This is a genomic window from Mesotoga sp. BH458_6_3_2_1, assembly GCF_003664995.1.
In the GTDB taxonomy this organism is placed as follows: Bacteria; Thermotogota; Thermotogae; order Petrotogales; family Kosmotogaceae; genus Mesotoga.
The window spans coordinates 1-25,874 of the sequence record NZ_JFHL01000015.1; the positions used below are offsets into that span (position 1 = coordinate 1).

The following is a 25,874-nucleotide window of genomic DNA, read 5'->3' on the forward strand; positions in this document are numbered from 1 at the left end:
TTGCGGTGGGGAGTGTGCTCTTTGAACAACGTTTAGAATAGATTGGCCTGTTCGAAATTGAACGATATGTTCACTACTTCACGTTATTTAATCTGTGATCCATATTTATGCTCCTACCAGAGACCAAGAACTAACATCGAGCAACCACTCACATCGGACTATTTCAGAGCATCGGTTTTTTTCGCATACAAAGACCAACACCCTCCGCCACTACGTGGCCCTCCTCCCTCAAGGGAGGACTTAAGATCAGGATCATCAGGAGCCAAATACAAATTTGCGCAAGAAACAGCTAATTGAAGGTATTTGACTCCCTGACTTATAGGTAATGAAGAGCTCTCAAGAGGAAAATTAGGAGCGAAGATCAGAATACGAGAAAGATCGTTCTCGAGAGTTCGCTGCGCTCACGAGAAGCCTAAGATTCTGGGCAGGATCATCTAAGATGACGACCTCAATAGCACTGTGGGTTGCGATTGTTCAACCACTTGTATTCATGAGACCTCAGGTTCGAAACGCGAGACCCGTTTTGCTAGGCTCTTTTACTTGTAACTTGCATCTTGGGACTGATCCTTTGCTCTTCCGACCCCCAACCCCCAACCACGCTCTATTCACTGAACGGTGAACCATTCAACGCAGAACCATTTTCTCCTGTTCTATGTCTTTCCGAACGAAATCGAATTCGCTTTATCTAATATAATAGTGGAGAGACTTGAAGCTTTGGAGGTACCCTGTGCGGAGATTATTTCTAGTCGTTATATTGCTTATCTTGTTGTCTACTAGTTTCGCCGAGGCTCTTAAAAAAAGAGGGACAGAAGAAGAATTCTCCTATTCGGAGCTAGCTGGAGGGTCGGTCGTACTCCCGGTCGATACTACCTTCATGTTCATTCCAGGCTTTGAGCTTTCAGAGGGTGATTTCTGGGTTACTTTTGCGATTCAGGACCCTCTTTTCAGATGGGCAAGCGGTGACGAATTGAGTCCTTGCCTGGTGGAAAAGTACGAGCTTTTGAATTCGAACAAGTCACTTATCATAAAGCTCAGAGAGGATATTTTCTGGTATGACGGAACTCCTATCACTAGCGCGGATATGGAGTACTCGATAAAAGCCTGGAAGAGCAGCGAAAGCTCTCCGCTCTATGAGGCTCTCAACGATCCACGATTTGGCTGGTTTTCCATCGCCGACAGCAAAACTGTAGTTTTCTATTTCAATGAATCATATCCCGAATTCCTGAACTCTTTGAGAACGGGCATACTCGCTAAACATGTTTACTCGGACAGACTTGGAATCGAACCGGAGAGTATGGAAGAGAACGTGGAAATGGATAAACCTCCTATCGAAGCTACTTCAGGGCCCTTCGTACTTGATCCGGCAAGTGTAAAAGGCAACATTATTCTGAAAAGAAATCCGAACTGGCATGGAGGATCTGGAGACGTTCTCTTTCCGCTAGTATTTGAGAGTTGGCCTGAAAAGAGTCTTCTAGATGAAGTAAGGCTCGTGGAAGTGGCAGAGCCTCTTGACAGAATTGAAATGTTCGATGCGGGCGAGCTGCATCTTCTCTTCAGTGAGCCGGATCATAACGAGTCTCTTCTTAATGAATCGGCTTCCGGAAAGTTCAAATCGGGAAGTTTCCCGGATGGCAGTTATCATGTTGTTCTCGTGAATCACAGGAACGCACTCCTGGCAGAAAGGGGAGTGAGACAGGCGCTCAAGATGTCTCTTGACTACGAATCTCTTCTTGAAGCCCTCCCCAATTCTATCGGAACTTTCATTCCTGTAGATCCCAGAACAGCTATCTTTAAGACCCTGCAAGCTCAGATAGTGGATCTTCCCTACGATCCGGAGAAGGCAAAGACCTTCCTTTCAAATGCAGGTTATCCCGATAGTGTAACTCTGTCGATCAAGGTCTATCATGGAGTTGAGAATATATTGCTGGAGGAGCTCCAGAAGAGCTGGGACAAGATAGGTGTGAAACTCGAAGTGCAAAGGCTTGATTGGGGAAGTCTTCTCCGTGACATAGATGAAGGCGATTATGAGCTGGCCTATCTTCGAGTCCAGGCCTTCGACTATCCCGAGATAGCCCCATGGACCAGCGAGTATGAGAATGATTTGAAATCAGGCTGGGAAGTAGGTTATGTGAATCAGCAGATTTTCAGAATTATGAGAAGGGCCGCCATTGAACCCGACTGGCCAAAACGTACTCCCTATTATCTTGGGTCATACAGGATATGGACGAATGATGTACCGGTTCTTGTTCTTGCCTACAATCTCTCTTACGCTTTCTGGAATAGCCAGCTCAGCGGGCCGGTCCCGGGCAGAGGGGAGCTTTACGAGAATCTTGCTGAATGGTATTTGCAGAAATGAAAGGACAACATAAAGGGGGTATTAGAAATGCTCTATCTTGAAAGGGAAGTTTTTAGGAGAGCACAGTATACGATCCTTGAGAACGGGAGAGAGCTGGAAAAGAGATTATTTGCCTACCACTTCATGGATGGTCCGGCAAACAACGTTGTTGAGGAGATAGCCGGTTATCAGAATGTCGATGGCGGGTTTGGAAACGCTATAGAACCGGACTTCAGATTGCCAGAGTCTTCTCCAATGGCAACGTCCATAGCGCTTCAACACCTTGTTCACTTCGATGACTTACCACTTGCAAAGGGAGTAATCTCGAAAGCGATTTCTTATCTGGACAATACATATGTATCGGGGAGAAAGGGATGGTTTGCCGTTCCAAGAACAGTCAATGACTATCCCCATGCTCCTTGGTGGGAATGCGATGAAGAAAAGAAAATGTGCGCGATCGATGCAAACTGGGGGAACCCTACAGCCGAGATCACAGGATATTTAAGCAAATACAGAGAGTTCACCAATCTAGATGTAGACGAGCTTCTTTCTCAAGCAGCCGGGTATCTGGAAAGCAAGAATACGTTTACTTCTTTTCACGAGATATTCTGCTTTGTTAGGCTTTACAGATTACTTGACGAAGAGACGGCCGCAAGTTTAAGACCAAAGCTCTCTGAAGCAGTATGCAATTTGATCAGCAAGGATGAGGAGGAATGGCGAACGGAGTATGTAGCCAAACCGCTGGATTTCGTTACTTCTCCCGAAGAGTTCTTCTGCGTCGATAGAGAGTTGATTGAAAAGAATATCGAATACTATATTAGCGAGCTTCAAACACACGGGAAGATCAAGCCTACCTGGTCAAAAAGCTTTTACGATGGCGAAATGAGCAGGGCCTGGGATGAGTGGGTTGCTATAATAACCTTGAGAGTTCTTTTGATCCTCAAATCATTTGGAAGAATAATACTCTAATAGAATTCGAATGGAGGGATAGAAGTGAAGAATATTATCCTGCAGGAAAGGATAATGGCTGTCATTAGAAGCGACAGTGTAGAGAGATGCGTCGAGATTGGAAGAAGCTGTTTCAGGGGAGGCGTGAAGATCTTAGAAATAACCTTCACGGTTCCCGATGCCCCCAAGGCGATTTCAATTCTCTCAAAAGAAATAGAGGGTGCCTACGTTGGAGCTGGAACGGTTATCACTGACGACCAGTTCAGCAAGGCCGTTAAAAGCGGCGCAAAGTACGTCGTTAGTCCGCATCTTTCCGAAGAGCTTGCAATTCAGTCCAGAGCGCTTGAGACGCTCTATCTACCTGGAATCATGACGCCGACGGAGTATGTAAAGGCAACTGCGCTGGGCAGCTCGATGGTCAAAGTCTTCCCTGGCGATGTCCTTTCGCCATCCTTTGTGAAATCACTTAGGGGTCCCTTCCCTGAGGCGCTGTGTGTGGTGTCGGGAGGAGTCAATCTCGACAACATAGACACATGGTTCAAGGCAGGCACCGCCGCCGTTGGTATAGGATCCGATCTGACTAAAGGGAGCCCGGAAGAAATAGAGGAGAAGGCAAGACAGTACGTCGCCAAAGTCAAGAATTTCTTTGGATAAGTGTTACTTTTCCGGAGTGTATTCCTGAAAGTTGAATGAGCGTTGAATGAGATCGTGGGCCTGCGATAGGTCGCTTAGTTCTCCAAGGCCAAGCATCTGCACTATGATGTTACCTGTGGCAGTCCCTTCCGCAGGTCCTGCGACTACTGGAAGCCCTGTGTAGTCTGACACTAACTGGCAGAGAAGTCTGTTGCGAATGCCGCCGCCTACCATTCTGATGTTCCTTATTGACCGGCCGGTTATTGACTGCAGTTGTCTTCTTGTCTGCTCCGTCTGGTAAGCGATTCCTTCGATCGCGGCTCTCACGATCTCTCCCCTGTTTTGCAAAGAGATCCCGAGACTCTCGGTTTCGGAGAGTATAGCCTTCTCCATGTTTCTCGGTTTTCTGAAGGCTTCGGACTCCACATCTATTTTTCTCTCATAGCTTCTGGCGGTCAGCGCCATCTCGGTCAACGCATAGTGATCGAGATTCGGATTCGATTTCTTCCACTCCCTGAGGAGTTCCTGAACCAACCATAGGCCGGTTAGATTCTTGAGCAGGCGGTACTTCCTTCCGTAGCAACCCTCGTTGGCAAGGTTGTTTTCGATAACATCGTCATTCCTGGAAGGCTTGTCGATCAACACCCCTTCCAGGCACCAGGTTCCGGCGCTGACGAACATCGAATCATCTGAAAGATCCATGGACGAAACGGCCGATGCCGTGTCGTGGCTCGCTGGGAGAATTACCTTCATTCCCCTTATGCCGAGCTCTTTCGAGATTGAGGGGAGCAGTTCTCCGGCGATTTCCCCGGGATCTACAATGGGAGTCATTATCTCGGGTAGATCGAAAAATCTTATCAGCTCTTTGCTCCAGTCATTCCGATCGGGGTCGAAGAGTTGTGTGGTAGTGGCGAAAGTGAACTCTGTCAGCTTCTCCCCTGTAAGGAAGTAGGTCAGGAGTGAAGGCATCGGGAGAAGGAATTCTGCCTTCTTAAGGTGACGGCTGTTCTTACGCTTGAGGGATATGAGCTGATAGAGAGTGTTGAAAGGCTGAAACTGGGTTGGAGATCTGTCGAAGATCCATCGCTTGCCTGCCTTCTTTATTGCGTAATCCATGGAATCGTCTTTGAACATATCTCTGTAATGTCTGGGATCACCCTGAATCGAACCGGAGCTGTCGATGAGACCGAAATCCACTCCCCATGTGTCGATTCCTACGCTGCGGATCTCAATTCCAAGAGTAGAAGCCGCCTTAATGCTTTCCACGACATTCCTGTAAAGCGAAATTAGGTTCCAGTGAGTCGAACCTGCGACATGGATAGGCTCGTTTGAAAAGCGATGTACTTCTTCCAGAACCAGCCTGTTTCGACCGTACTTTCCGACGAAGGCCTTGCCGCTGGAGGCACCGATGTCTATGGCGAGGAATCCGATCAACGGTCCATACCCCGTTCTTTAAGGAACTGGTTCACTTCGCTTTCGGCTGGCATAGAGCTTGCTCCGCCATATCTTGTCGCGACGATCGCCGCCTCTGCGTTTGCGAAAGTGAGAATGCTTCCCAGATCTTCTTCGGTAAGACCACACAGTTCTTCATCGCCCATATTGTAGAGCTTAGAGATTACTGCGGCCATGAAAGAGTCTCCGCAGCCGGTTGTCTCGGCCACTTTCACCTTGAACCCCTCTCTCCTAACAGAAGTCCTTCCGCGATAAACAGTGGATCCTCTGCTGCCGAGGGTGAGAAAGACGAGCGTGTCTGGTCTGACTTCGAGCCGAGACAGGGCCTCATCGAGATTGTCGCTGTCACATATGTATAGCAGATCGTCGTCGCTGAGCTTGAGAATGTCGACTCTGGAGATGATTTCTCTGACTATGGCCCTGAATGAATCGTGATCTTCTATTGCGCTTCTTCGAATGTTGGGGTCGAATGAAGTCTTGACTCCTCTTGAACTGAACCTTTCGAACAGCTCCAGATAAGTGGATGCCGACGGTTCTTCTAGGAGTACTATCGCGCCAAAATGAAATAGGGAAAAGTTCATGGGGTCGATCTCTTCGATTTCTTCTGATTTGAGCAATAGATGTGCTGCATGATCCCAGTAGAATCTAAATTCCGGCTTTCCCTCGCCGTCCAGAGCGGCAAAGGCTATAGGTGTCTTCGTTCCATGTTCTCTAATCACGTAGCTAGTAGATATTCCAAGAGACTTCAGATATTCGAGAAGTGCGCTACCAAATTCGTCCATGCCAATTTTGGCGAGAAATTCCATAGGAACTCCCAGTCTGTGAAGACCGACAGATATGTTGAAAGGTGCACCACCCGGTTTCTTTTCAAACAGGGTGGTGCCCTCCAGGCCTTTCATAGGTTCTCTAGAGATAAAATCGAAGAGGATCTCTCCAGAGCATAAAACCGGTTTGGACCGATCTCTCATAACTTGAAGTCAGCCTCGAATCTTTTCAGATCATCCGCCGGAAAACTACCCTGAACGTATTCAGCTGCGATCTCGATCGGCAACGTGAGATCATGGACACCCAGTGAGATAAGTTTGTTTGCGCTCTCGATGTCCTTGATACTTGCCGCAATGATTCTAGGGGCGTTTGAGTGCCAGTCGCCAATGTCTAGCATCTCTGTGATTCTCAAGTCAGCATCTATTCCCGCCTTAATCATTCTGTCGAAGTAAACGGCCACATACTCAACTTCCATGCTGACCGCGGCGTAGTACTGCTGTAAAGTGTAAACGGCCGTAGCACATACTCCAACTCCAATATCGTTCAGCTGAGGGACGATGGTAGAAGCCTTCTGTGGATCCCAGGGCAGTTTGATCGTGAAGAATTCGGGATCGAAATCGCTCTTCTTTATGAATTCCTTCACCTTCTGAATCCAGTCGGTCGAAGAGAGGCTGCCCTGAACGAAGTGTCTCTCGCCCGGGACCTTTGAGAGGAATTTCATTGCATCCATAAGACCCCATCCCGGCCTATCTCTTTTCAGTATTGTAGGGTTAGTTGTGATTCCGGCAAAGACAGGCTGTTCAACAAGTTCAACGCTCTTTTCACAAACACCGTCAATGTATAACATTATCAGGCTCCTTTCTTAAGAAACTATATGTCTTGAAATGCAGTTTACTCTGCAAGAATCTGGTAATCAATACCCTTTATATCACAGAACTGTACCAGTTCCTCCACGAAATCGCCGTAAACACCGTGAGTGTGGTTGCACGGGTAGTATCTCAGGAAGGTTTCCATGTCCGTATCCAGCTTCACATAGGCATGCGGCCATTCGATCTGAACCTTCTCCGACAGCTTCTTTTCTTCGGCTTCGGAGAGCTTGACGAACTCTCCCGGTACTATTGTCATGATGTACTCGCCGTTCTGTCTTGCAAGCCTTGCCAAGGTAACTCGCCCGGGCGCCGCAAAGTGCTTTACGGCGGCTCCTCCGGCCGGGAAGTAGAAGTCCTCGGGATACAATTCAACGTGTTTGAGATTGTCTTCGGGATTCATAGATTTTCCGGCAAAGTAGGTCGCATGAGTGCCCGAGTTACAGAGATCGAGAAGGTCTTCTTCCTCGAAGTAGTGTCTCACGTCTGCAAATAGAACTGGAGACTGAGCAATATGCTTGAAGATCTCCATGGTCAGAGCTCCATCCATGTCCGTTTCGGTAGCCGCAACGATTGTTTCCTTTGAACCGTGCCAATCGTATGGATCATTGAGGAAGGCCTCTACTATGTCCATTGTTGCGTAGTTATTTGTCATCTCGGGCTGACCTTTGAATCCAACAAAATCCAGTTCGTACTCTTTTATGATACTGAGTGCAGCCTCGTAAAGAGCGATCTGCTTCTCCAGTTTTTCAGGTGTAAGCTGCTTGCCGTCATACTTGACAGTTGCAAGTTTTTCAAGCCACTCTCTAGCTTCTTTTGTGACGTTTTTTGGTACTTTCTCGGCCCTGACTACCAGTTCATACTGATCGATCTGTTCCACATCGACACCGAACTCCTTCAGCCATTGATCACCGTTGGCCGAAGCCGTGTACATTCCCATTGGACGGCCGCCGAACATCCCGTATCTTTCACCCTTCAACCTTGCCGCCGCCGACGCAGCTCTCACGAAGTGCATTACCCTTTCAATCACGTCTGAATCTTCGGGATTGCCCCATACTCTTTCAGGCATTATTCCGACCTGTTCGAGGGCACCTGCGGCCGCTAGCTGGCCTACCATACCCGGGTAAGAGGGATTGATCTGTCCATAGGTTAGGAAAGGACCGGGGGCGTACAATGACGCGATTACTGAAAGATTAGGCCAGCACCAGATAGCGTAGTTGAATATCGTGGCCTCAACCTCGGCTTTCATCATTTCCTTGCCGGCCTTCTTGGCGAGCGAAGGCTTCCAGACTATATCGGAGGCTGTGACGACTTCCACTTCGCCCGTTGCTTCAAGGGCCTTCACCAGCCTGTCTTGAAACCCCTTATTCATTTCGATCAGATCGTTGTGAACGAAATCTCGCCCGTCGGAAAAAGTGATCACTCCAACCTTTCTCTTTTTCATTGAGCATTCCTCCTCTTTTCAATGTTTTCTTCGAGCTTATCTATGTGAGCTTTGACACAGATTTTCTTTGAAGCAGTTCCGCCTTCAGCACAACTTTCGATTTCTCACCTCTTGTTCCGTCTATTTCGCTCAGCATAATCGTCGCGGCAATCCTGCCGATGTCCTTCACAGGCTGTCTAATCGTAGTCAAGGGCGGCTCGATCAGTTCATTCATGGAATGGTCATCGAAGCCTACAATCGACAGATCACCGGGGAGTTTCAGGCCCATCCGCCTTACGGTTGCAACTATGACCTCATTGAGAAACTGGTTTGTGGATATAATCGCATCCGGTCTCCTGCCAGATTTCAGAACAGACTCCAGTGACAGCGAAGCCCTTTCCTCGTCCACTGCATTCTCGATAATCCAGTCTGCGTTTATCTCAATGGCCAGCATCTTGCAAGCCTCCAAAAAGCCCATACGTCTCTCTTCTATTGTATAGATTCCCTTTTTGTGAAGGACTATTCCGAGTTTCCTGTGACCGTTTTCCTTTAAGTGCAACACTCCCTGGAGAATTGCCTGTCGGTTATCGAGGGTAACCGAACTGATCCTATCCAGTCCTCCGAGAATCCTATCGTAGAAGACGACGGGGATGTTTCTCCTGACTGCCTCTCTGTAGAGTCGTGAGTTGTCTCTTCCGTCCTCTCCCCCACAGGGCGAGGAAAGTATCCCCTCGACGCCGTGTTCGAGGAGCCATTTGATGTAGACTCTCTCTTTCTCGAAATCTTCTCCGATGTCGCAGACTATGAATTTGTAGCCTCTAGGAAAGAGGACGGTCTCGATTCCGCTCATGAAATCCAGGAAGAATGGATTCCTGATATCCGACACGATGAGCCCCACGGTCTGGGTCTTTCTTGTCTTAAGGGATTTTGCGGAAGAATTGGGAATGTAGTTCAGTCTTTCGGCCGCGTCAACTATCTCTTTCCTCAGGGAAGGACTCACTCCCGGCTCATCGGAAAGCGCTCGCGATACGGACGACGGTGATATGTTCAATTCCTTTGCTATGTCTTTTATCGTTGTCTTCTTCATCACTGGGGGTCGCAACCTTTCGCAAACGTTTGCGTTCATTTTCATTATACTATGGGTCGCCCTTGATTGAAAAGCAAAGTGATAGCAGAGAGTCTTAGAGAGAGCTCAAGTAGAAGAAGTCAGTCTTTGTGTGTTCTTCTTGACAGGGAGAGTATTCCAAGTATGTTTGGATTGGGTTCTATAGAGGAAAGCTCAATCTTTACTTTCTTTCCTGGAACTCTGTAGTAGTTCTCTTCAATGGTCTTGAGTATTCTGTCGAAATAGTACCGGTTCTTCCCGAGACTTCCTCCGATTACCAGTACCCCAGGATCGAGAGAGTCTATGAGATTGCAGAGAAAGCGTCCAAGCGTTTCAGAGGCTTCGGTTATCATTTCTTTGAAGACCGGCTCGTTCAACTGTGCTCGATCTATTATCTCTTTTGTGCCGATCTTTATTCCAAGCGAATCATGTGCTCTAATTTCAAGGCCCCTGCCGCCTGAAATTGCTTGCAGGCAACCGCGACGACCACAAGTGCAAAGTGGGCCATCCGCTTTCACTATTGTGTGGCCAATTTCGCCCGCTGCGTTGTTTGCTCCCCGTAGGATTTTCCCCCGGACGACCATTCCCATACCTATTCCCGTACTGACGGTGACGTAGATGAGCGACTCAATTTCCTTCCTGAATTCCCATTCACCGAAAGCGGACGCATTGCAGTCGTTTTCGATTACGCCTTCTGTACCGAGAAAGGAGGAGGCTCTTCTGAAGAGCTCCACGTCTTTCCACCCGAGGTTCGGTGACCAGACCAAATTGCCCTTTTCGGGACTGACGGCACCTGCCGTGCAAAGCCCCCAGCGGTTGATATTCCTACTTCCTTTCATGCGAAGACAGATGTTACTAAGTCGCTCGAAGAAACTATCAATTCCTTCAGCCGGCTTGGTGGGAAATTCCTCCAATGAATAAGGCTCCACTTCTTTCTCATTGAAAGCCGATACGAGAGTTTTGGTACCTCCAACGTCGATCGCTATGTCAACTGCCGGCATTTACGGCTCTCCGAATTTTCAGTATCCTTTCAAGTACCTCCCCTTCTCTTCCCTCATCAAAAAGGTTTCTGCTTGCTATGTAGGAACCGATTCCGAGCGCAACAGCTCCTGCTCGCATGTATTCTGTAGCGTTTTCGGACGTTACCCCGCCGAAAGGCATGAATTTGACTGTGGGAAAGGGACCCCTGAATGCTTTGAGCAAATGCAGTCCTTCCGCACCGCCGGGGAAGAGTTTCAGAAAGCTGAATCCGTTGTTCAGCGCCGTCTGTATATCTGTAGAAGTGTAGACACCGGGTATATAGCTTATTCCATCCCTTACCGACAACTTTGCAATTTCCCCGCTAAATCCCGGGCTGAGAACGAAATCGGCATTCGAGCGAAGCGCTCTCGAATAAGCCGCATCATCGTATACTGTACCGGCCCCGATCACGAGCTTTCCGTAGAATTCCTTCTTGAGTTCGTGCAGTATCTCTGAAGAAGATTCGTCGGAGAAACTGACTTCCAGAATCGTCAAGTCGTTTTCCAGAAGCATTTCACATAACTTCCTCGACTGATCAAGCGTTAGACCCCTTATTACTGTCAAGACCTTTTCATTCATTAGTTTTTGAAACACGGTAAAATACCCCTCCTTCTCTTACGGGCAGAAGATGATCTCTGCATTTAGTATATCAGGTGGTATAACCTCATTTCCTGTGGCCGATAACGGAGTCATTTATTTGAGTATCTAGTTCTCTGCGACCTATCTCCCCCATTATTGTAATCATGTACTGTTGAAAGCATTTCCCGATCTCTCATGACTATTTAACAGAGACGCCCGCGTACAATGTCGAAGCGGTTCCATCGTTCTCAACTGTGCTAGAGAACTCTAATTCTATGAGGGAAACACCTCTTCTTAGAGCTTCGAAATCGAATAACCGCTTTCCGGGTTCGGCGGTTGCCATTGGAAAGTTCGAGATGTCAACGGGAGAGGATTGGCTCTTCGAAGGGTCGGTGTACCTATCATCCATGAGTCTCAGAATTTCAGTGTCGCTCCGCACGCTCCATGAAAATCCGGCCGATGAGTCTTGCTCAGTAGTAACTGAGAATAGATCACCCGGACTTGCGGAACCTGAAGAACTGCCAAGGACCGTTACATAATCAGGAATACACTCACTTAGAGTTCTGTCATCCACTTCTACATTGAATACCCTTATGTCAACAGCTTTTTCTTCGCCTTCCCATTCTCTGTAGAGCTTGAAAATGATTGCGAAGCTTCCCAAGGATTCGGGACTGAATAACCAGGTCACTGTCGAACCGCCACCTTGGACGGCGTTTTCAGATCGGTCAACGGAGATTTCCTTCGAAAATAGTGAAAAAGCGTTAGCTTCTGATGAATAGTAGTGCCATGTATAGCCTGTCGAAGCGTTCTCCTCAAGTTGGACCTTCAACCGTTGCTCGTAGCTGACCCTGTTTATTATTATCGTGATCTCCGATTCTTCTGAATCTCCTATGCCGGCAAGAAGAGTTCCATAGAAAGCCACAAATACAATCGTAATTATAAAAGAGACTCTGTGATAGTTTTTGAAAGCCATAAGTACCTCCTATTCTGCTTCTGTTAGAAAACCAATCATGTAAGGATTAGACGATCTCCAGAAAGAAAAGATCAAACGAAAAAGAGGATCCAAAGAAGAAATCGTTGTCTTCGGCTAGGTTTTTCTCGCATTTTATGGTTAAAGGTAATAGGAAGGGCCGAAATTCAATCGCGACTGCTAGTATAAGAGAAGGTCCGATCACGTCTCGCGGCTTTTTCGTCTTTCCATCTGACAATGTGGATTTTTACGACACAACTAATCAATCATTTGTGTTAATATTTCTTCATGATACAAAAAAGGAGGGAAAGTAAATGGAATCCGTTTATAAAAAGCTTCGTATATACAACTTGATAATGGGGCTTCTGCACCTTGTTCAGGGAATCATAATGCTTATAGTAAGCAACGATTCTTCTTTGACGATTACGAGAAACTACCTGGAGTTCAATCAGGAGATAATGCGGCTGGTTCCCGCAACCGAGAACTTCATGGATCTGAAGATGGGACCTTTCATCGCGAGTTTCCTCTTCATGTCCGCCATAGCGCATTTCATAGTCTCAACCTTTGGCTTTGGGTGGTACGCAAGAAATCTTCAGAGAGGGATTAATTACGCCAGATGGTACGAGTATTCCATCAGCTCTTCGGTGATGATTGTTGCCATTGCAATGTTCTCGGGTATGCTTGACATAGTGAGCCTTATGCTGCTCTTCACTGTCAACGCTCTAATGAATCTCTTTGGACTTATGATGGAACTTCACAATCAGACAACCGAAAGAACAAACTGGACGGCCTTTATCTTCGGCTGTATAGCCGGGGCGGTCACATGGATAGCTGTCTTCATATATTTGTTCACATCTCTTGGAAAGGCTAATATTGAGTTCCCGTCTTTTGTTTATGCAGTTCTCATCACTTTCCTCGTCTTCTTCAACAGCTTTGCGATAAACATGTTCCTTCAGTACAAGAAGATCGGACCCTGGAAGAACTACCTCTTCGGCGAAAGTATGTATGTTCTTCTCAGCCTTGTTGCCAAGAGTGTCCTTGCGTGGCAGGTTTTCGCCGGAACACTCAGGCCAGTTTGATAAAAGTTTCTAAGGAGAATTTGAGGCCCCGAAAGGGGTCTCTTTGTTAGGATAATTCCAGGAGGGTATAGATGCCAAATCTCTACTTCTATGCCGGTTCAACAAATCCGGAGTTGTACGAGCTTCAGAACGAATTGATCGACCCGGAAAGGAAAATAGAGAAGGTCATGGAAGAGTTCTGCGATTTCGAAAGCAGTGTGATTGTAGATGTTGGAGCAGGCTCAGGCTTTCACTCACATATGTACGCAAGCACTGCCTCTATGGTTTACGCCGTGGAGCCGGATTCGGGAATGCTAAAGCAACTGATTTCAAGGCAAGCCCGTGACTTCAGATCTAACTTCTGTGTGGTGAAGGGATTTGCCGAGGACCTTCCATTTAAATCTGATCTGGCAGATATCGTGCACGCTAGACTTGCGTATTTCTTTGGTCCGCCCATGAAATACACAGAAAGTTGTGAAGAGGGGATTGTGGAAGTCAAAAGGGTACTGAAGACCGACGGGTATTTCTTCAATATTCAGAACAATTACTCTTCAGGCCAGTATGCGGAGTTCCTCGAGCTCTCATATGGTCGGGACCTTAAAAACCTTCAAAAAGAGATTTCCGATTACTTCGTATCTAGGGGCTTTTTGGAAAGGGTTGTGAGAACAGAATGGAGAGCAAATAACCGCGGAGAAATCGAAAAGGCCCTTACGCTAGAATTTCCGATTGAGAAGGTGGGGCAAATCATGAAAGCCTTCTCCGGCAACGAGTTCTCACACGACTTTTCAATATTCGTCTTCAGGAAAAGGATCAGCGGCGAAAATGGTTAGACTCTATCTTTTGGGTCATTCGAGTTGCTTATTGAATTATCATAGACACATAGTTTCTTCCCGGATCGATAGGGTTTCGTCTGTTCAGTAATTTTCGGCTTATTGAAGTGGAAATGATGTGAAATTATTAAAGATGAAGGATTGTAATACCCTATACCGGGTTATGGTATGATACTTTCATTGGCAAGTGGAATATTTCACAAATTTCACATAAAGGGGTGGTGCAATGGCCCTGCAATTCATCTCTCTACTGGTAATCTCCTTTATCATCTGGCTGGGCTTTACTGGGAGTTTTGCTCTTGCCGAGATACTTCTTGGGTTCGTGGTTTCGATTGTCGTCGCCGTTATTTTAAGCAAGTATTCAAGATTTCGGATCGGTCTGGATTTTCCTGTTCGGCTCTTCAGATTCGTGTTCTCCTTCCTTCCAATCTTCATTTTCGAAATGGTTAAGGCAAATATCGATGTGGCCAAAAGAGTCTTGAATCCTTCTCTTCCGATAAACCCTTCGATGGTCGAAGTTGAAACGGATTTGAAAGGGGAGATCTCGAAGCTTACTCTGGCCAACTCAATAACTCTCACACCGGGAACCTTGACCGTTGACATTGGTGAGGACCGTCTCTTGGTTCACTGGATAGACAAGAAGGCCGATGAGCCGGAGAGAATAAGAGAAGAGATCTCGGGAAAGTTTGAGAAGAGAATAGGGGGGATCTTCGAATGATAGGTTTCTCCATCTTCTTTTCACTAATACTCATGGGCGCTGGACTTACTCTCTATAGATTGTTGAGAGGGCCGACGGTTCCCGACAGAGTCGCAGCACTGGACATATTGAACGTGATGATTACAAGTGCGATAGTGTTATTTTCTCTAATCGACGGCAATCCTCTCTTTCTAGATATAGCGCTTGTTTATGCTGCGCTCTCCTTTCTTGAGACCATAGTGGTTGCCAGGTATCTGGAGGGGAGAAGATGATCATACTAGATATTCTGGGGTATGCGCTCTTATCTATAGGCGCATTTTTCTTCTTCATGGGAGGCCTTGGAATGCTGAGGATGCCGGACGTTTTCAACAGGCTGCAGGCCGGGACGAAGGCAACTACACTGGGCTCGTTCTCCGTGATACTCGGTGTAGGACTGATAAATCCGCAGTGGCTATTGAAGACTGTAATCATAGTCGCCTTCATTGCTATTACAAATCCTGTAGGGAGTTCAGCGATCGCCAGAACGGCACTGAAGAAGGGAATAACACCGATAGCTTATGAGGAATCTCATAAGGAAGCAGACGGTCTCCCAGAAGGTGGTGAGGAAGAGTGAACGTATTCTCGTTCATAATCGGAGTAGTAATGGTGGGACTGGCTATTTTCGCGATTGAAACGAAGAAGCTGCTGACTTCCGTGATAATGCTCTCCGCAATGAGTCTTCTGTCTGTCATACTGTTTGTTATTATGAAGGCTCCGGATGTCGCAATAACTGAAGCTTCTGTTGGAGCCGGCCTCACCACGGCCATATTTCTCCTCTCCCTTAGGAAGCTGAAACGAGCTGATGTAGAATGAAGCGGATGATATCTGCACTTATAGCACTTCTTTTCTTCTTCATGATCGTAACCGTTCTGAATTCCGACTCTTCCGATTCTATGGGGATTCCAAGATATGGTGAAGTGAAGCTCTCCGAAAGAGTCTCTGCGAAATACATCGAGAAATCGGTGAATGGGAATGAAGATGAGATCAACTTTGGAATAACTGCAGACGCAGAGACTGGTTCGGCTAACATGGTTACTTCGATTGTCGTCAATTACAGGTCATTCGACACCCTCGGAGAGGTGACGGTACTCTTCATTTCAGCGACCGGAGTTGGACTGATTCTTGGAGGGGGAAGAAAGAGGGTAGGTTCGGCAATATCCGTCAGTCCCGTTGTCAAGATCGCCTCTCGCGTGATTGCCCCATTGCTTATGGTGCTGGGGATATACGTATTCGTTCATGGCCATCTGACGCCGGGTGGAGGATTTCCCGGAGGAGCGATAATCGCGGCCGGTTTCTTGCTGCTCGTTGCGGTCGACGATGAAAAGAGGGCTTCAAAGGGACTGAAGATACTGGAGGGTACAATGGGACTTCTCTACGTTCTCATAGGTATAGCCGGCCTGTTGATCTCGGGTTCCTTCCTTAAGAATTTCCTTCCCACCGGTGTGGTAGGAGAGCTTTTCAGCGCAGGAATTATACCGGTTGTTTACTCGGTAATCGGTCTCAAGGTTGGAGCAGAGCTTTCCGGAATTGTGGATGACTTCATTTCGGAAGGGGGCGATGAGGCATGATCCAGTACTTTTCTATGATGCTGGTCGCCGTTGGCTTATACGGCCTTCTTTCGCAGAAGAATCTCGTTAAGCTAATTATCTCTTTGAATATAGCAGAGATCGGAGTCAACCTCTTCATTGTCTCTATAGGTTACATAGAAGGGGGAGCGGCTCCTATTCTTTCTTCGGTCAGCGACAACTCGTCCCTTCTCTTTGTCGATCCTCTTCCCCAGGCTCTAGTTCTTACTTCTATAGTTATCGGGGTGGGCGTAACGGCCCTGGCCCTTTCGCTTATTGTTTCTGTAAGCAAATCAAGGGGCACGATAGATATCTCGGAGCTCTCGAGCGGGGGAGGTGATTCCGAATGAATCCCGTATGGTTAATAGCAATACCCCTCGCGCTAGCCTTTGTGAGCGCCTTCTGGAGAAGTGTCTCCGGTTGGGCTCTTCTTGTAGCCGCCTTCTTCAACGCCTTCGCCGGAGTCTTCGGGGTAATGTTCCTCACTGCTACAAGCTTCTCTATTGGCGGGTGGAAGGCTCCATATGGTATCAACTTGCTCGTTAACGACGCTACGAAGCTTTTACTTCCCGTCGCAAATATACTCTTTCTCTTTGCAGTGTTGAGTTACCTACGAAAATGGGAAGAGACTAAGAAGTACTCGGTGGTTTTCTTGGTAGCTCTTGCCTCATTGAACGGGATCCTTTTGACCAACGATCTCTTCAACCTCTTCGTTTTCCTCGAGATCGCCGGAATCTCCGCCTATCTTCTGGCATCTACTGGAGAAGGCAGCGGTTCAAAGGTTGCATCTTTCAAGTATCTGATGATAGGATCGGTAGGATCGCTGCTGTATCTTCTTGGGGTCGCTGTTCTTTACGGGGCGGCTGGCACTCTAAACATTTCCGAACTTGCTGCCAGGATATCTTCCGGTCAGATCAGCGGCGATGTCACGTTAGTTTCTTCACTTCTTATTGTTGCGGGTCTCGGTGTTGAATCGAAATTGCTTCCCTTTAATGGTTGGGTTCCCGACGTTCTGACGAAATCGTCGCGTATTGCTACGCTGGTTCTAGCGTCGGTCTATCCGCTCGCAATGGTGAATGCCTTTTCAAAGGTCTTACTCGCCGTAGGAGACGATCGCGTGATGAGTCTCGTCGTTCTTCTTGGGACGGCAACTGTCCTTGTAGGCGAGGTCCTTGCTTTCAGTCAGAAGTCGTTGAGAAGAACGCTTGCCTATTCAAGCATCGCTCAGTCGGGCCTGGCGATCTTTCTTGTCGGGATCGGGAGCGTTGAGGCTATTACGGGATCGATAATGCTTCTCATAAACAACGCTCTTTCGAAATTTATGCTCTTCTCCGTTGACGACAAGGTTATCGATGAAGTTGGTCGAGACGATAGAGATACTCTTAACGGGTTCGGCCGAAAGTCACCGATAGTCGGAGTAATATTTGTTGTCTCCGCGTTTTCTATCGCAGGTATGCCTCTCTTCTTCGGATTTAGGGGAAAGCTCAACGCGATATCGGCAAGCTTCGAAACCTCGATGGCCGTTCCTATAATAATTCTCATTGCAGCGGCCATCGAAGTTACATATTACGTCAGGTGGATCTTCACCTTCTTCAAGCCGGTCGGAACAGCTCAGACGCCTGAGAAGAGAATGGTCCCATCGGTGGAGTTCCTTGCCTTCGGGCTTGTGCTAAGTACGGTCATAGTCTTCCTCGGGGTAAGCTCGGGGGAGGCCTTCATGATGTTTGAGAGAGCCGCGGATTCTCTTGTAAATGGCATTTTGGCAATTGGAAAGGCCATTCTGGGAGGGATGTAGATGAATATACTCTTTTTGATAGCGGCATCTCTCTTTGCCGCTCCGTTGTTCTTTCTGGTTTCAAAACTGAAGAAGAACGCGGCCTATGTTGCGTACGCCGCGTTCCAGATATTCATCTTTGTCTATGTGTTTTTCTGGGGAGGAAGGGGAGTTTCATATGAAGTGGTCGGGATAACGGGCAGACTCAACTTCAACTTCTCTATGACCCCCGTTAACTGGTTTTTCGCTTCGATAGTGATGCTAATAGTATCCACGACTGCGGTCTTCATGCTTCCTCTAAAGAAGAGTTCCGTCAAGGTCTTTCTGCTTAGTCTTGTAACTGCGGGAGCGATCGGAGCGGTCTTCTCGGCCGATTTCCTTACTTTGATGATCTTCTGGGAGATTTCCACATGGGCCTCGCTGATTCTCATAATTCAAGACAAGGAAAAGTCGACTGGAGAGGCGATAAAGTATGCCGCTATCGCAGCGGTGGGAAGTTATTCAATGTTGTTCGCGATCTTCTACATGGACAGCAGGCTGGGGACTGTCGAGTTCTCCAGTGTGGCTTTGAAGATCGAGAGCCAACCGATCGGAGTTCAGCTCACGATTTTCACGGCCTTGGCAATAATGGTCCTTGCAAAGATGGGAACCTTCCCTCTTCATACCTGGCTTAGGGGTTCTCATTCTTCTGCACCAGACGAATTCAGCCCCATTCTTTCCGGAGGACTCACAAAACTCGGTGGTTTTCTACTCTTAACAATGACGATTGCTCTTCCTTCCTTTAAGGTTTTCGGCACTCTTCCTATATTCAATGGCGTTCCGATCGTAAATTATGGATTTGCCCTCCTTGGTGGCATCTCGATAGTCGTGGGAACGGTTATGGCTATACGAATGGAAGACGCCAAAGAACTTATCGCCTTTTCGACTGTGAGCAATTCAGGCTATATAGTGCTGGCCCTCTCCATTGGTGGAACCTACGCAACTGCCGGCGGGATGATGCACATTCTCAACCACGCAATGGCATCTGCCGCCATGTTCATGGCGATAGCTGCGGTAGCCTACAGGACAAGGACTACGAAAATGCACGAGATGGGAGGACTCATAGTTAAGATGCCCGTCACCTTCGCCGTTTATCTCGTTGCGATTATTTCGGTAGCTGGAATTCCCCCGACAAGCGGATTCGTATCAAAGTGGTTGATCTATCAGCAGCTAGTGCAGAACGGTTTGCCGTTTCTGGCCTTTGCCGCTTTCTTTGGAAGCATAGGGTCATTCATGTATGTCTTCAAACCTCTAGCGGGGATTTTCCTGGGACAGCTGAAGCCCGAACATGGAAAAGTCAAAGAAGCTCCATTAATTATGCTTGTTCCGATGGCCTTTCTTACACTTCTTACTGTTTTCTGGGGAGTCTTCCCGAGCAACGCCATCAGATCGATCAACAGGATCACGGAATCGATTGGCGGAGGAACTGTCGACGTGACTTTCTCGAGAATCGTCGCGCTAACTGGGGAATGGGATTCAGTATTGGTCACCACTGTCTTCGCGATAGGCTTCGTGATATCGTTGTTGATCTTCATGCGCGCAAAGAAGGCCAGACAGGTAGATCTTCTAGACAATTACACGGGCGGGGATTTTCTATACACCGCAGAGCTTTATCACTTTTCATACAGGATGTACAGACCGTTCGACAGGTTATTCGAAAAGTGGCCTTCGATGGAAAACTGGCTTTTATCGTCTTCTGAAAAGATTAAGGAGCTTGGAGCCCTGTTCAAGGCAGTCTTCTTCAACCGGAATCCTCAGGTATACATTGCTTTGACTGTTATCGTGCTTCTTGGCGCCTTCTGGTGGTTGAGGTGATGACATGCTTATGAATATCGTAATCACAATACTTTCGGGGATCGCGCTTCTAGTAGTCGCGTTTGTATATACCGTAACCCTTGAAGGAATTGCAAGAAAGATAGAAGCAAGAATTCAGAGGAGATACGGCCCACCTTTCTGGCAGAACTTCATAGATATCTTCAAATCGCTGACGAAGCACTCGATTTCCCACGGCTTCATCTTCGACTTTGGAATACTCATGGCTTTGGGGGGGACAATTGCGACGGTTTTCTTCATCCCGGCAGGCAGTCTCGCCGTCTTTCCGGGAATCGACAACGTCTTTGTAGTGATCTATCTTCTGGCAATTGGTCTTCTTGGAATGGCGATGTCTGCCGTGGGGTCTGGAAATCCAAACGCTTCCATAGGGATCGGAAGGGCACTGGCCCAGATGCTCGGATATGAGCTTCCCTTCATGATAGTCATCCTCGGTGTCTTCTTCCACCATGGAACTTCATCTCTATCCGATTTGGTAAGCATTCAGATAGCGCAGGGCGCTTACAACGTTTGGTTAATGCCAATTGGTGGAGTAGTTGCCTTCATTTCTCTGATAGGGATGCTTGGAAAGAAGCCCTTTGACACGTTTATTGCACCGGCCGAGATAGCTTCCGGTCCACTTGTGGAGTACAGCGGAAAGTATCTCGGTATGCTGATGATTCAGCACGCATTCGCGACATTCATTGAGATCGGATTGTTTGTGAATCTCTTCCTCGGAGGCGGTAGGACTTTATGGGAATTCCTCTTGAAGTTCCTTATAGTGTACTTCTCAATAGTGATCATCTCCGCCACTATTCCAAGATTCAGGGTCGAGCAGGCGATCAAATTCTACTGGAAATGGCCGCTCATTCTCTCCTTCGTTCAAGTAATCATAGTGGTCTTTGTGATGGGGAGGTGACGGCATGAGCGAAGAACGCAAATCATGGGAAAAAGTGGCAAATATGCTCAGATCGCGCTCGCTCTGGATGCTTTATTACTGTACCGGATGTGGAGCTATAGAGCTGCCTCCAACGATGACTTCGCGCTTCGATATGGAGCGTCTCGGTATTGGGCCTATGGCAACTCCTAGGCAGGCCGACATTCTGTTAATCACCGGATACCTAAGTACTAAGACTCTCAGGAGAGTCATTTATTCGTACGAACAGATGCAGTCGCCGAAGTATATAGTCGGCTTTGGTTCTTGCACGTTGAATGGGGGAATATATTACGACTCTTACGCAACGATAAACAAACTGGATCTCTATGTGCCGGTGGATCTTTATCTGGCGGGTTGTATGCCACGCCCGGAGGCTATAGTAAGCGGATTCACCGCGCTGATGAGCAAGATTGACAAAGGAGAGGCCAACGGTTGGAAAGAGTATCAGGAGAAGAACGATTGGTACAAGAGGAATCAGATAGAGGCTCTCGGGGAGGTGTATGTACACGATGAATTCCATGAATGAGATACTGGGAGAAGTTAAGACTATTGCCGGAGAATTATCGGTTAAGGAAGTAACTGCCCGAGAGTCAATCATATCCGTTGAAGCTTCGAGGTTGAATGCGGTTCTTGAGCTCTTAAAGAGAAGAGGCTTCTCTCATCTCTCACTAATAACCGGCGTCGACAGGATAAAAGACGGTATTTTCGAGGTGTTCTACACCCTCTTCAGATGGGAGACAGGAGAGACTCTGTTGGTGAAGAGCTCGATTAGTAGAGATGAACCCGTCATTAGTACCGTGATGCACCTTTGGCCTACTGCAAGGTTTTATGAAAGGGACGTTCACGAGTTCTTCGGTATAGTGTTCGATGGTAACCCCGACCTTAAACCACTCATACTCGAAAACTGGAAGGAAATGCCGCCGATGAGAAAGGACTTCGATCCGCAGAAATACTCAAACGAGCACTTCCCGGACAGGCACTACGAAGCCCAGTTTCTGGCAGAAGGGGGCGATGAAAATGAGTAAGGAAGTCAAGCTCTTCTTGGGCCCTAACCACCCCGGGATGCACGGCAATTCAAGCGTTCACCTTTACGTAGAGGGGGACACCGTCGTCAGATCTAGACTTGTTCCTGGCTTCCTTCACAGGGGCTTCGAGAAATTGATGGAGAGAAGAGGCTGGATGCAAAACCTGGCCCTGATCCCTCGAATTTGCGTGCCCGAACCGGACATTAACGAAATGGTTTATGCGATGGCAGTCGAGGCGCTCACCGGGACGGAAGTGCCAGAAAGAGCTCACTGGATTAGGATGATAATTCTCGAGCTGGCGAGAATCGCTTCCCATCTCATGGCTTTAGGTGGAGTCGGTGGATCTACCGGTCTCTACACAATTTCACACTGGACGCTTGCTGACAGGGACAGGATTCTCGATATCTTCGAGAAGATTACCGGCGCAAGGATCTATCACATGTATATCGTTCCTGGAGGCGTAAGAAAGGATCTGCCCGAAGGAATCGAGTCTGAGATAGTTGAATTCCTGGATTATATAGAAAGCAGGAACGATGAATTTGAGAACTTACTGCTGAAAAACAGGATAATCAGAACGAGGACAGAGGGTCTCGCGCTTCTAACTAGAGAAGAAGCGCTGGAAATAGGTGTAACCGGAGTGGGACTGAGAGCTACAGGTTTGCCCTACGACATAAGAAAGATCGATCCATATGCGAGGTATGACAGTGTGGTCTTCGACATTCCCACCGCAACTGAAGGTGACGCCTTTGCCAGATTCACCTTGAAATACTATGAGATGATGCAGAGTATCAGGATACTGAGACAGGTACTTGAGAAAATGCCAGCGGGACCTGTAAACGCAAAGATCTCATCTGGCAGCGCGCTCAGATGGAGGGTGCCGGAGGGGACCGTCTATACTCACATAGAGTCATCCAGAGGCGAGTACGGATACTTCGTTGTCTCAGATGGAGGGGAAAGACCTTACAGGATAAACGTCAGAGGGGCTTCCTTTCCTCAGGGTTTGTATGGTGTGGAGAAACTGCTAGCAGGTACAAGAATAGAAGATGTCGCTCTCTGGCTAACCACTATGGACTTCTGCCCGCCAGAGATCGACAGATAGGGGGCTGGTAACGTGAGCGTATATGATGGTTTCAAGAAGACTTTCTGGGGTCCTACTATAGCCTGGAAGAGACTGTTCACAAAGCCGGTCACTATAAAAGTTCCACAGGTTTATCGCGAAGCAGCAGAAAGATACAGGGGGTTCCACGTCAACGACTGGGACAAATGTTCGGGATGTGGAACTTGCGCAAAGATATGTCCCACCGACGCAATCAAGATGGTGGCAGTAGATATTACAGTAGATATCGGAAAGAAGGCACAGAGACCGGCTATAGACTATGGAAGATGTTCGTTCTGTGGAATCTGTGTCGACATATGCACTACGGGTTCACTTAACATGACTAGGGAGTATATTCATATATCCGACGACCCCGATAGTTTTTTCTTTCTACCAGATGAAACTGGCATCCATCACGATACTCCACCAATAGGCTATTCACGGGATGAAAACTCGGAGCTACTCGATCTGGAAAGGGTAGAAATGGAAGAGCTCCCGGGCGAGGAGAGAGTTCAGTCCTTTGTAGAATTTGTCAAGGGGTTTTCGAGAGAGCAGGCCATAGCAGAGGCGGCAAGATGTGTGGACTGCGAACTCTGCATAGATGCCTGCCCGGCAAAAATGGATATTCCGAGATACATAGAGAGTATCTTCAAGAACGATACAAAAGAGGGCGTCGAATGGATGTATAGGACCAATCCTTTGCCGTCGATTTGTGGGCGCGTCTGTACCCACAAGTGTGAGACTGTCTGTTCAATAGGCAACAGGGGAGAGCCCGTTGCTATAAGATGGCTGAAGAGATATCTCATGGATCAGGAGAAGACGGAAGACGTTATAAGATACGCGAAAGAACAAGAGATAATCAAAAAGGGAAGCGGCAGAGTTGCGATAATAGGCGGTGGTCCGGCCGGCCTGTCTGCCGCATACTACCTTTCGCTTATGGGTTACTCTGTTACAGTTTATGAAAGTAAAGAGCATGCGGGCGGTGTCATGAGGTACGGTATACCACGCTATCGTCTCCCAGATGAAGCACTGGATGGAGACATAAAAGTAATAGAAGCCTTGGGTGTGAAGATCGAATGCGGCAAGACAGTTGGCAGGGATATCACTGTAGAACAGCTTCATGAGAAGTTCGATGCGGTTTTTCTCGGAACGGGGTTCATTAAGGGAAGAAGCACCGGAGTCAAAGGAGCTGACAGCGAAGGGGTTTTGATGGCAATGCCTCTTCTAGAATCTATTCGCGATTATCTCAGAGGGGATTCAAGCAAGAAACCGGAGGTGCCGGAAAGCCTCGTCGTGATAGGTGGAGGCAACGTTGCAATGGACGTGGCTCGAAGTGTTGCCCGTCTACAGAAAATGGAAGGAATGCCGGTAGATGTCAAAGTAACATGCCTCGAATCCTCGGATGAGATGCCAGCCGACCTTGAGGAGATAGTGGAAGGAAGGGAAGAGGGAATAAAGTACTTTCCCAGTCGGGGCCCGAAGGAGGTTTGTCTAGAGGGCGGCAAAGTCTTCGGATTATCTACCATTGCCTGTACAGCAGTCTTTGATAAAGACGGAAGATTCAACCCAAGATTCGATGAAAGCGACGAAAGTATGATCGAAGGAAAAATGATTGTTGAGGCAATAGGTCAGGCGCCGGACTATGATTATCTTCCGGAATCAATTAGAGAGAAGATACAGTTCATAAGGGGAAGAATACTCGTTAACGAGAAAGGCCAAACTGATCTTCCATGGCTTTTCGCTGGAGGAGATATCGTGAATGGCCCAGATATCATTCATGGCGTTGCCGACGGTCACAAAGCGGCAGTGGGTATCGACGAGTTCCTTAGTAAAGGGGTGAAGTAATGAGCGATTTCAAGAGCATTCTGGAGGTAGCACTCAGTTTCGAAAAATCAGGCCGGGAGTTCTATAAAAATAATATGCAGAGGGTCAATCAAATCGTTGCCAAAAAGACCTTCGAATATCTTATGGAAATGGAAGACTCTCATGTGAAATTCATCGAGGGTATGATCGAAGCTCTTGAAGATAACAAGAAGGTTGATTTTGCCCTGCAGGAAGAAGCGGATGAGATATTCGTAGAGAGACTGGAATCGCAGGCGCTCTCAGACAACTCTTACAGCAGCGATCTTGCCGATCTTTCGATTTTAAGAATGGCCTACCTCATTGAGAGGGATTTTGTTGATTATTACGAAAATGCCTCCAAAAAGGTTGAAGACATGAGTGCAAAGAAACTCATGGTAAAGCTAATGAACTGGGAAAAAGGACATGTTTCTCTTGTCAGAAACCTCATGGAAAAGATATACGAAAAGAACGCAATTGATCTTGGATTCTATCCCTTTTGATTAGAGAGCGTTTTTGAGAAGATCAATGAAGAAGCCAGTCACCTTCGGTGGCCAGTCAGGCTACGCCTGGCCAGTTCCGCTGCGCGGGCCAATTCCCATTGAAAGAAGACGCAACGCCTTTGGCGGGACGCAGTGCACTGAGGAGCATCAGTGGACGCAAGGCTGGCGAAGAGCACGCCAGGTCGCAATGCTGCCTTTGGCAGGAGGGTTAAGACCCATAGAGCCATTCTCGCCTTTGGCGACGCCAGTTCCGCTTCGCGGGGAAAGAGCCGCTTAACGCTTATAGAACTCGCTCGGCGCTGAAAAGCCCCGTTGACCGTCAACGGTCCGCCGTCCTCAGAGAAGAACAGTCACAGTTGTCATTTAAAGTTGCGAGCTCTAGGCCCGAAATCAAGAAAAAACATTATAGTCTGTCATAGTAAAAAGCACGTTCCTCGTCCAAGAACATGGACCCGTCCTTGGATAAGATCAAGCGAGAAAGAGCATTGTCGAGAGGTTCGCTTCGCTCACGAGAAGTGCGAGATTCTGAGCAGGATCATCTAAGAATGACGTGACCAAGAGGAATAA

At 47.7% G+C, this 25,874-nt stretch carries 27 protein-coding genes; 19 read left to right on the top strand and 8 right to left on the bottom strand.

The window, feature by feature from the left end:
* The first annotated feature begins 727 nt into the window (after nt 1–727).
* The 3 genes from Y697_RS07715 to Y697_RS07725 are packed head-to-tail and all read left to right on the top strand — an operon-like array spanning nt 728 to nt 3,937.
* Nucleotides 728–2,356 (top strand): ABC transporter substrate-binding protein, encoded by a 1,629-nt coding sequence (locus Y697_RS07715; RefSeq protein ID WP_121551055.1) that lies wholly within the window; start codon nt 728–730, stop codon nt 2,354–2,356.
* A 27-nt stretch (nt 2,357–2,383) separates the two neighbouring features.
* Nucleotides 2,384–3,304: a hypothetical protein gene (locus Y697_RS07720; protein ID WP_121551056.1), complete on the top strand. Its 921-nt coding sequence runs from the start codon at nt 2,384–2,386 to the stop codon at nt 3,302–3,304.
* 24 nt (nt 3,305–3,328) lie between these two features.
* Complete coding sequence (locus tag Y697_RS07725) at nt 3,329–3,937, top strand: bifunctional 4-hydroxy-2-oxoglutarate aldolase/2-dehydro-3-deoxy-phosphogluconate aldolase (protein WP_121551057.1); 609 nt, start codon at nt 3,329–3,331, stop codon at nt 3,935–3,937.
* 3 nt (nt 3,938–3,940) lie between these two features.
* On the opposite strand, the gene Y697_RS07730 is transcribed toward Y697_RS07725, so the two are convergent.
* From Y697_RS07730 to Y697_RS07765, 8 genes are all read right to left on the bottom strand, one after another.
* Nucleotides 3,941–5,350, bottom strand: coding sequence for a rhamnulokinase family protein (locus Y697_RS07730; protein ID WP_121551058.1), 1,410 nt, complete (start codon nt 5,348–5,350; stop codon nt 3,941–3,943).
* Nucleotides 5,347–6,336, bottom strand: a complete 990-nt coding sequence (locus Y697_RS07735) for a carbohydrate kinase (RefSeq protein WP_121551059.1) — start codon at nt 6,334–6,336, stop codon at nt 5,347–5,349. Before Y697_RS07735 ends, Y697_RS07730 begins: the two co-directional genes overlap by 4 nt.
* Complete coding sequence (locus Y697_RS07740; protein ID WP_121551060.1) at nt 6,333–6,980, bottom strand: transaldolase family protein; 648 nt, start codon at nt 6,978–6,980, stop codon at nt 6,333–6,335. Before Y697_RS07740 ends, Y697_RS07735 begins: the two co-directional genes overlap by 4 nt.
* Nucleotides 6,981–7,024: 44 nt before the next feature.
* A complete protein-coding gene (locus Y697_RS07745; RefSeq protein ID WP_121551061.1) occupies nt 7,025–8,443 on the bottom strand; it encodes an L-fucose/L-arabinose isomerase family protein in 1,419 nt (472 codons plus the stop codon).
* A 40-nt stretch (nt 8,444–8,483) separates the two neighbouring features.
* Complete coding sequence (locus Y697_RS07750; RefSeq protein WP_121551062.1) at nt 8,484–9,554, bottom strand: LacI family DNA-binding transcriptional regulator; 1,071 nt, start codon at nt 9,552–9,554, stop codon at nt 8,484–8,486.
* 74 nt (nt 9,555–9,628) lie between these two features.
* The gene (locus Y697_RS07755; RefSeq protein WP_121551063.1) at nt 9,629–10,528 is read right to left on the bottom strand and encodes an ROK family protein; all 900 of its coding nucleotides are present in this window, start codon (nt 10,526–10,528) and stop codon (nt 9,629–9,631) included.
* Nucleotides 10,515–11,141 (bottom strand): bifunctional 4-hydroxy-2-oxoglutarate aldolase/2-dehydro-3-deoxy-phosphogluconate aldolase, encoded by a 627-nt coding sequence (locus Y697_RS07760; protein WP_121551064.1) that lies wholly within the window; start codon nt 11,139–11,141, stop codon nt 10,515–10,517. Before Y697_RS07760 ends, Y697_RS07755 begins: the two co-directional genes overlap by 14 nt.
* 184 nt (nt 11,142–11,325) lie before the next feature.
* Nucleotides 11,326–12,099, bottom strand: coding sequence for a protease inhibitor I42 family protein (locus Y697_RS07765; protein WP_121551065.1), 774 nt, complete (start codon nt 12,097–12,099; stop codon nt 11,326–11,328).
* A 311-nt stretch (nt 12,100–12,410) separates the two neighbouring features.
* Here Y697_RS07765 and heR point away from each other — a divergent pair, with 311 nt between their 5' ends.
* The 16 genes from heR (at nt 12,411) to Y697_RS07845 (ending at nt 25,307) form a co-directional block, all read left to right on the top strand.
* A complete protein-coding gene (gene heR / locus Y697_RS07770) occupies nt 12,411–13,175 on the top strand; it encodes a heliorhodopsin HeR (RefSeq protein ID WP_121551066.1) in 765 nt (254 codons plus the stop codon).
* Between the two features lie 71 nt (nt 13,176–13,246).
* Nucleotides 13,247–13,984: a class I SAM-dependent methyltransferase gene (locus Y697_RS07775; RefSeq protein WP_121551067.1), complete on the top strand. Its 738-nt coding sequence runs from the start codon at nt 13,247–13,249 to the stop codon at nt 13,982–13,984.
* 226 nt (nt 13,985–14,210) lie between these two features.
* Nucleotides 14,211–14,702, top strand: coding sequence for a Na+/H+ antiporter subunit E (locus tag Y697_RS07780; RefSeq protein ID WP_121551068.1), 492 nt, complete (start codon nt 14,211–14,213; stop codon nt 14,700–14,702).
* On the top strand, nt 14,699–14,953 hold the full coding sequence (locus Y697_RS07785) for a cation:proton antiporter (protein WP_121551069.1): 255 nt from the start codon (nt 14,699–14,701) through the stop codon (nt 14,951–14,953). The genes Y697_RS07780 and Y697_RS07785 overlap by 4 nt, the downstream gene beginning before the upstream one ends.
* The gene (gene mnhG, locus Y697_RS07790; RefSeq protein WP_121551070.1) at nt 14,950–15,294 is read left to right on the top strand and encodes a monovalent cation/H(+) antiporter subunit G; all 345 of its coding nucleotides are present in this window, start codon (nt 14,950–14,952) and stop codon (nt 15,292–15,294) included. Before Y697_RS07785 ends, mnhG begins: the two co-directional genes overlap by 4 nt.
* Nucleotides 15,291–15,533, top strand: coding sequence for a hydrogenase subunit MbhD domain-containing protein (locus Y697_RS07795; RefSeq protein ID WP_121551071.1), 243 nt, complete (start codon nt 15,291–15,293; stop codon nt 15,531–15,533). The genes mnhG and Y697_RS07795 overlap by 4 nt, the downstream gene beginning before the upstream one ends.
* Complete coding sequence (locus tag Y697_RS07800) at nt 15,530–16,288, top strand: Na(+)/H(+) antiporter subunit B (RefSeq protein ID WP_121551072.1); 759 nt, start codon at nt 15,530–15,532, stop codon at nt 16,286–16,288. Before Y697_RS07795 ends, Y697_RS07800 begins: the two co-directional genes overlap by 4 nt.
* On the top strand, nt 16,285–16,635 hold the full coding sequence (locus Y697_RS07805; protein WP_014731283.1) for a sodium:proton antiporter: 351 nt from the start codon (nt 16,285–16,287) through the stop codon (nt 16,633–16,635). Before Y697_RS07800 ends, Y697_RS07805 begins: the two co-directional genes overlap by 4 nt.
* Nucleotides 16,632–18,080 carry a complex I subunit 5 family protein gene (locus Y697_RS07810; RefSeq protein WP_121551073.1) on the top strand — a complete coding sequence of 483 codons (1,449 nt, stop codon included), beginning with the start codon at nt 16,632–16,634 and terminating at the stop codon, nt 18,078–18,080. Before Y697_RS07805 ends, Y697_RS07810 begins: the two co-directional genes overlap by 4 nt.
* Complete coding sequence (locus tag Y697_RS07815; protein ID WP_121551074.1) at nt 18,081–19,913, top strand: proton-conducting transporter membrane subunit; 1,833 nt, start codon at nt 18,081–18,083, stop codon at nt 19,911–19,913.
* Between the two features lie 4 nt (nt 19,914–19,917).
* Nucleotides 19,918–20,826, top strand: a complete 909-nt coding sequence (locus Y697_RS07820) for a respiratory chain complex I subunit 1 family protein (RefSeq protein WP_121551075.1) — start codon at nt 19,918–19,920, stop codon at nt 20,824–20,826.
* 4 nt (nt 20,827–20,830) lie between these two features.
* Entirely contained in the window at nt 20,831–21,370 is a 540-nt protein-coding gene (nuoB, locus tag Y697_RS07825; RefSeq protein WP_121551076.1) for an NADH-quinone oxidoreductase subunit NuoB, read from the top strand.
* On the top strand, nt 21,354–21,869 hold the full coding sequence (locus tag Y697_RS07830; protein ID WP_121551077.1) for an NADH-quinone oxidoreductase subunit C: 516 nt from the start codon (nt 21,354–21,356) through the stop codon (nt 21,867–21,869). Before nuoB ends, Y697_RS07830 begins: the two co-directional genes overlap by 17 nt.
* The gene (locus Y697_RS07835) at nt 21,862–22,968 is read left to right on the top strand and encodes an NADH-quinone oxidoreductase subunit D (protein WP_121551078.1); all 1,107 of its coding nucleotides are present in this window, start codon (nt 21,862–21,864) and stop codon (nt 22,966–22,968) included. The genes Y697_RS07830 and Y697_RS07835 overlap by 8 nt, the downstream gene beginning before the upstream one ends.
* Before the next feature lie 12 nt (nt 22,969–22,980).
* Entirely contained in the window at nt 22,981–24,810 is a 1,830-nt protein-coding gene (locus Y697_RS07840; protein WP_121551079.1) for an FAD-dependent oxidoreductase, read from the top strand.
* Nucleotides 24,810–25,307, top strand: a complete 498-nt coding sequence (locus tag Y697_RS07845; protein ID WP_121551080.1) for a ferritin family protein — start codon at nt 24,810–24,812, stop codon at nt 25,305–25,307. Before Y697_RS07840 ends, Y697_RS07845 begins: the two co-directional genes overlap by 1 nt.
* Nucleotides 25,308–25,874: the final 567 nt, after the last annotated feature.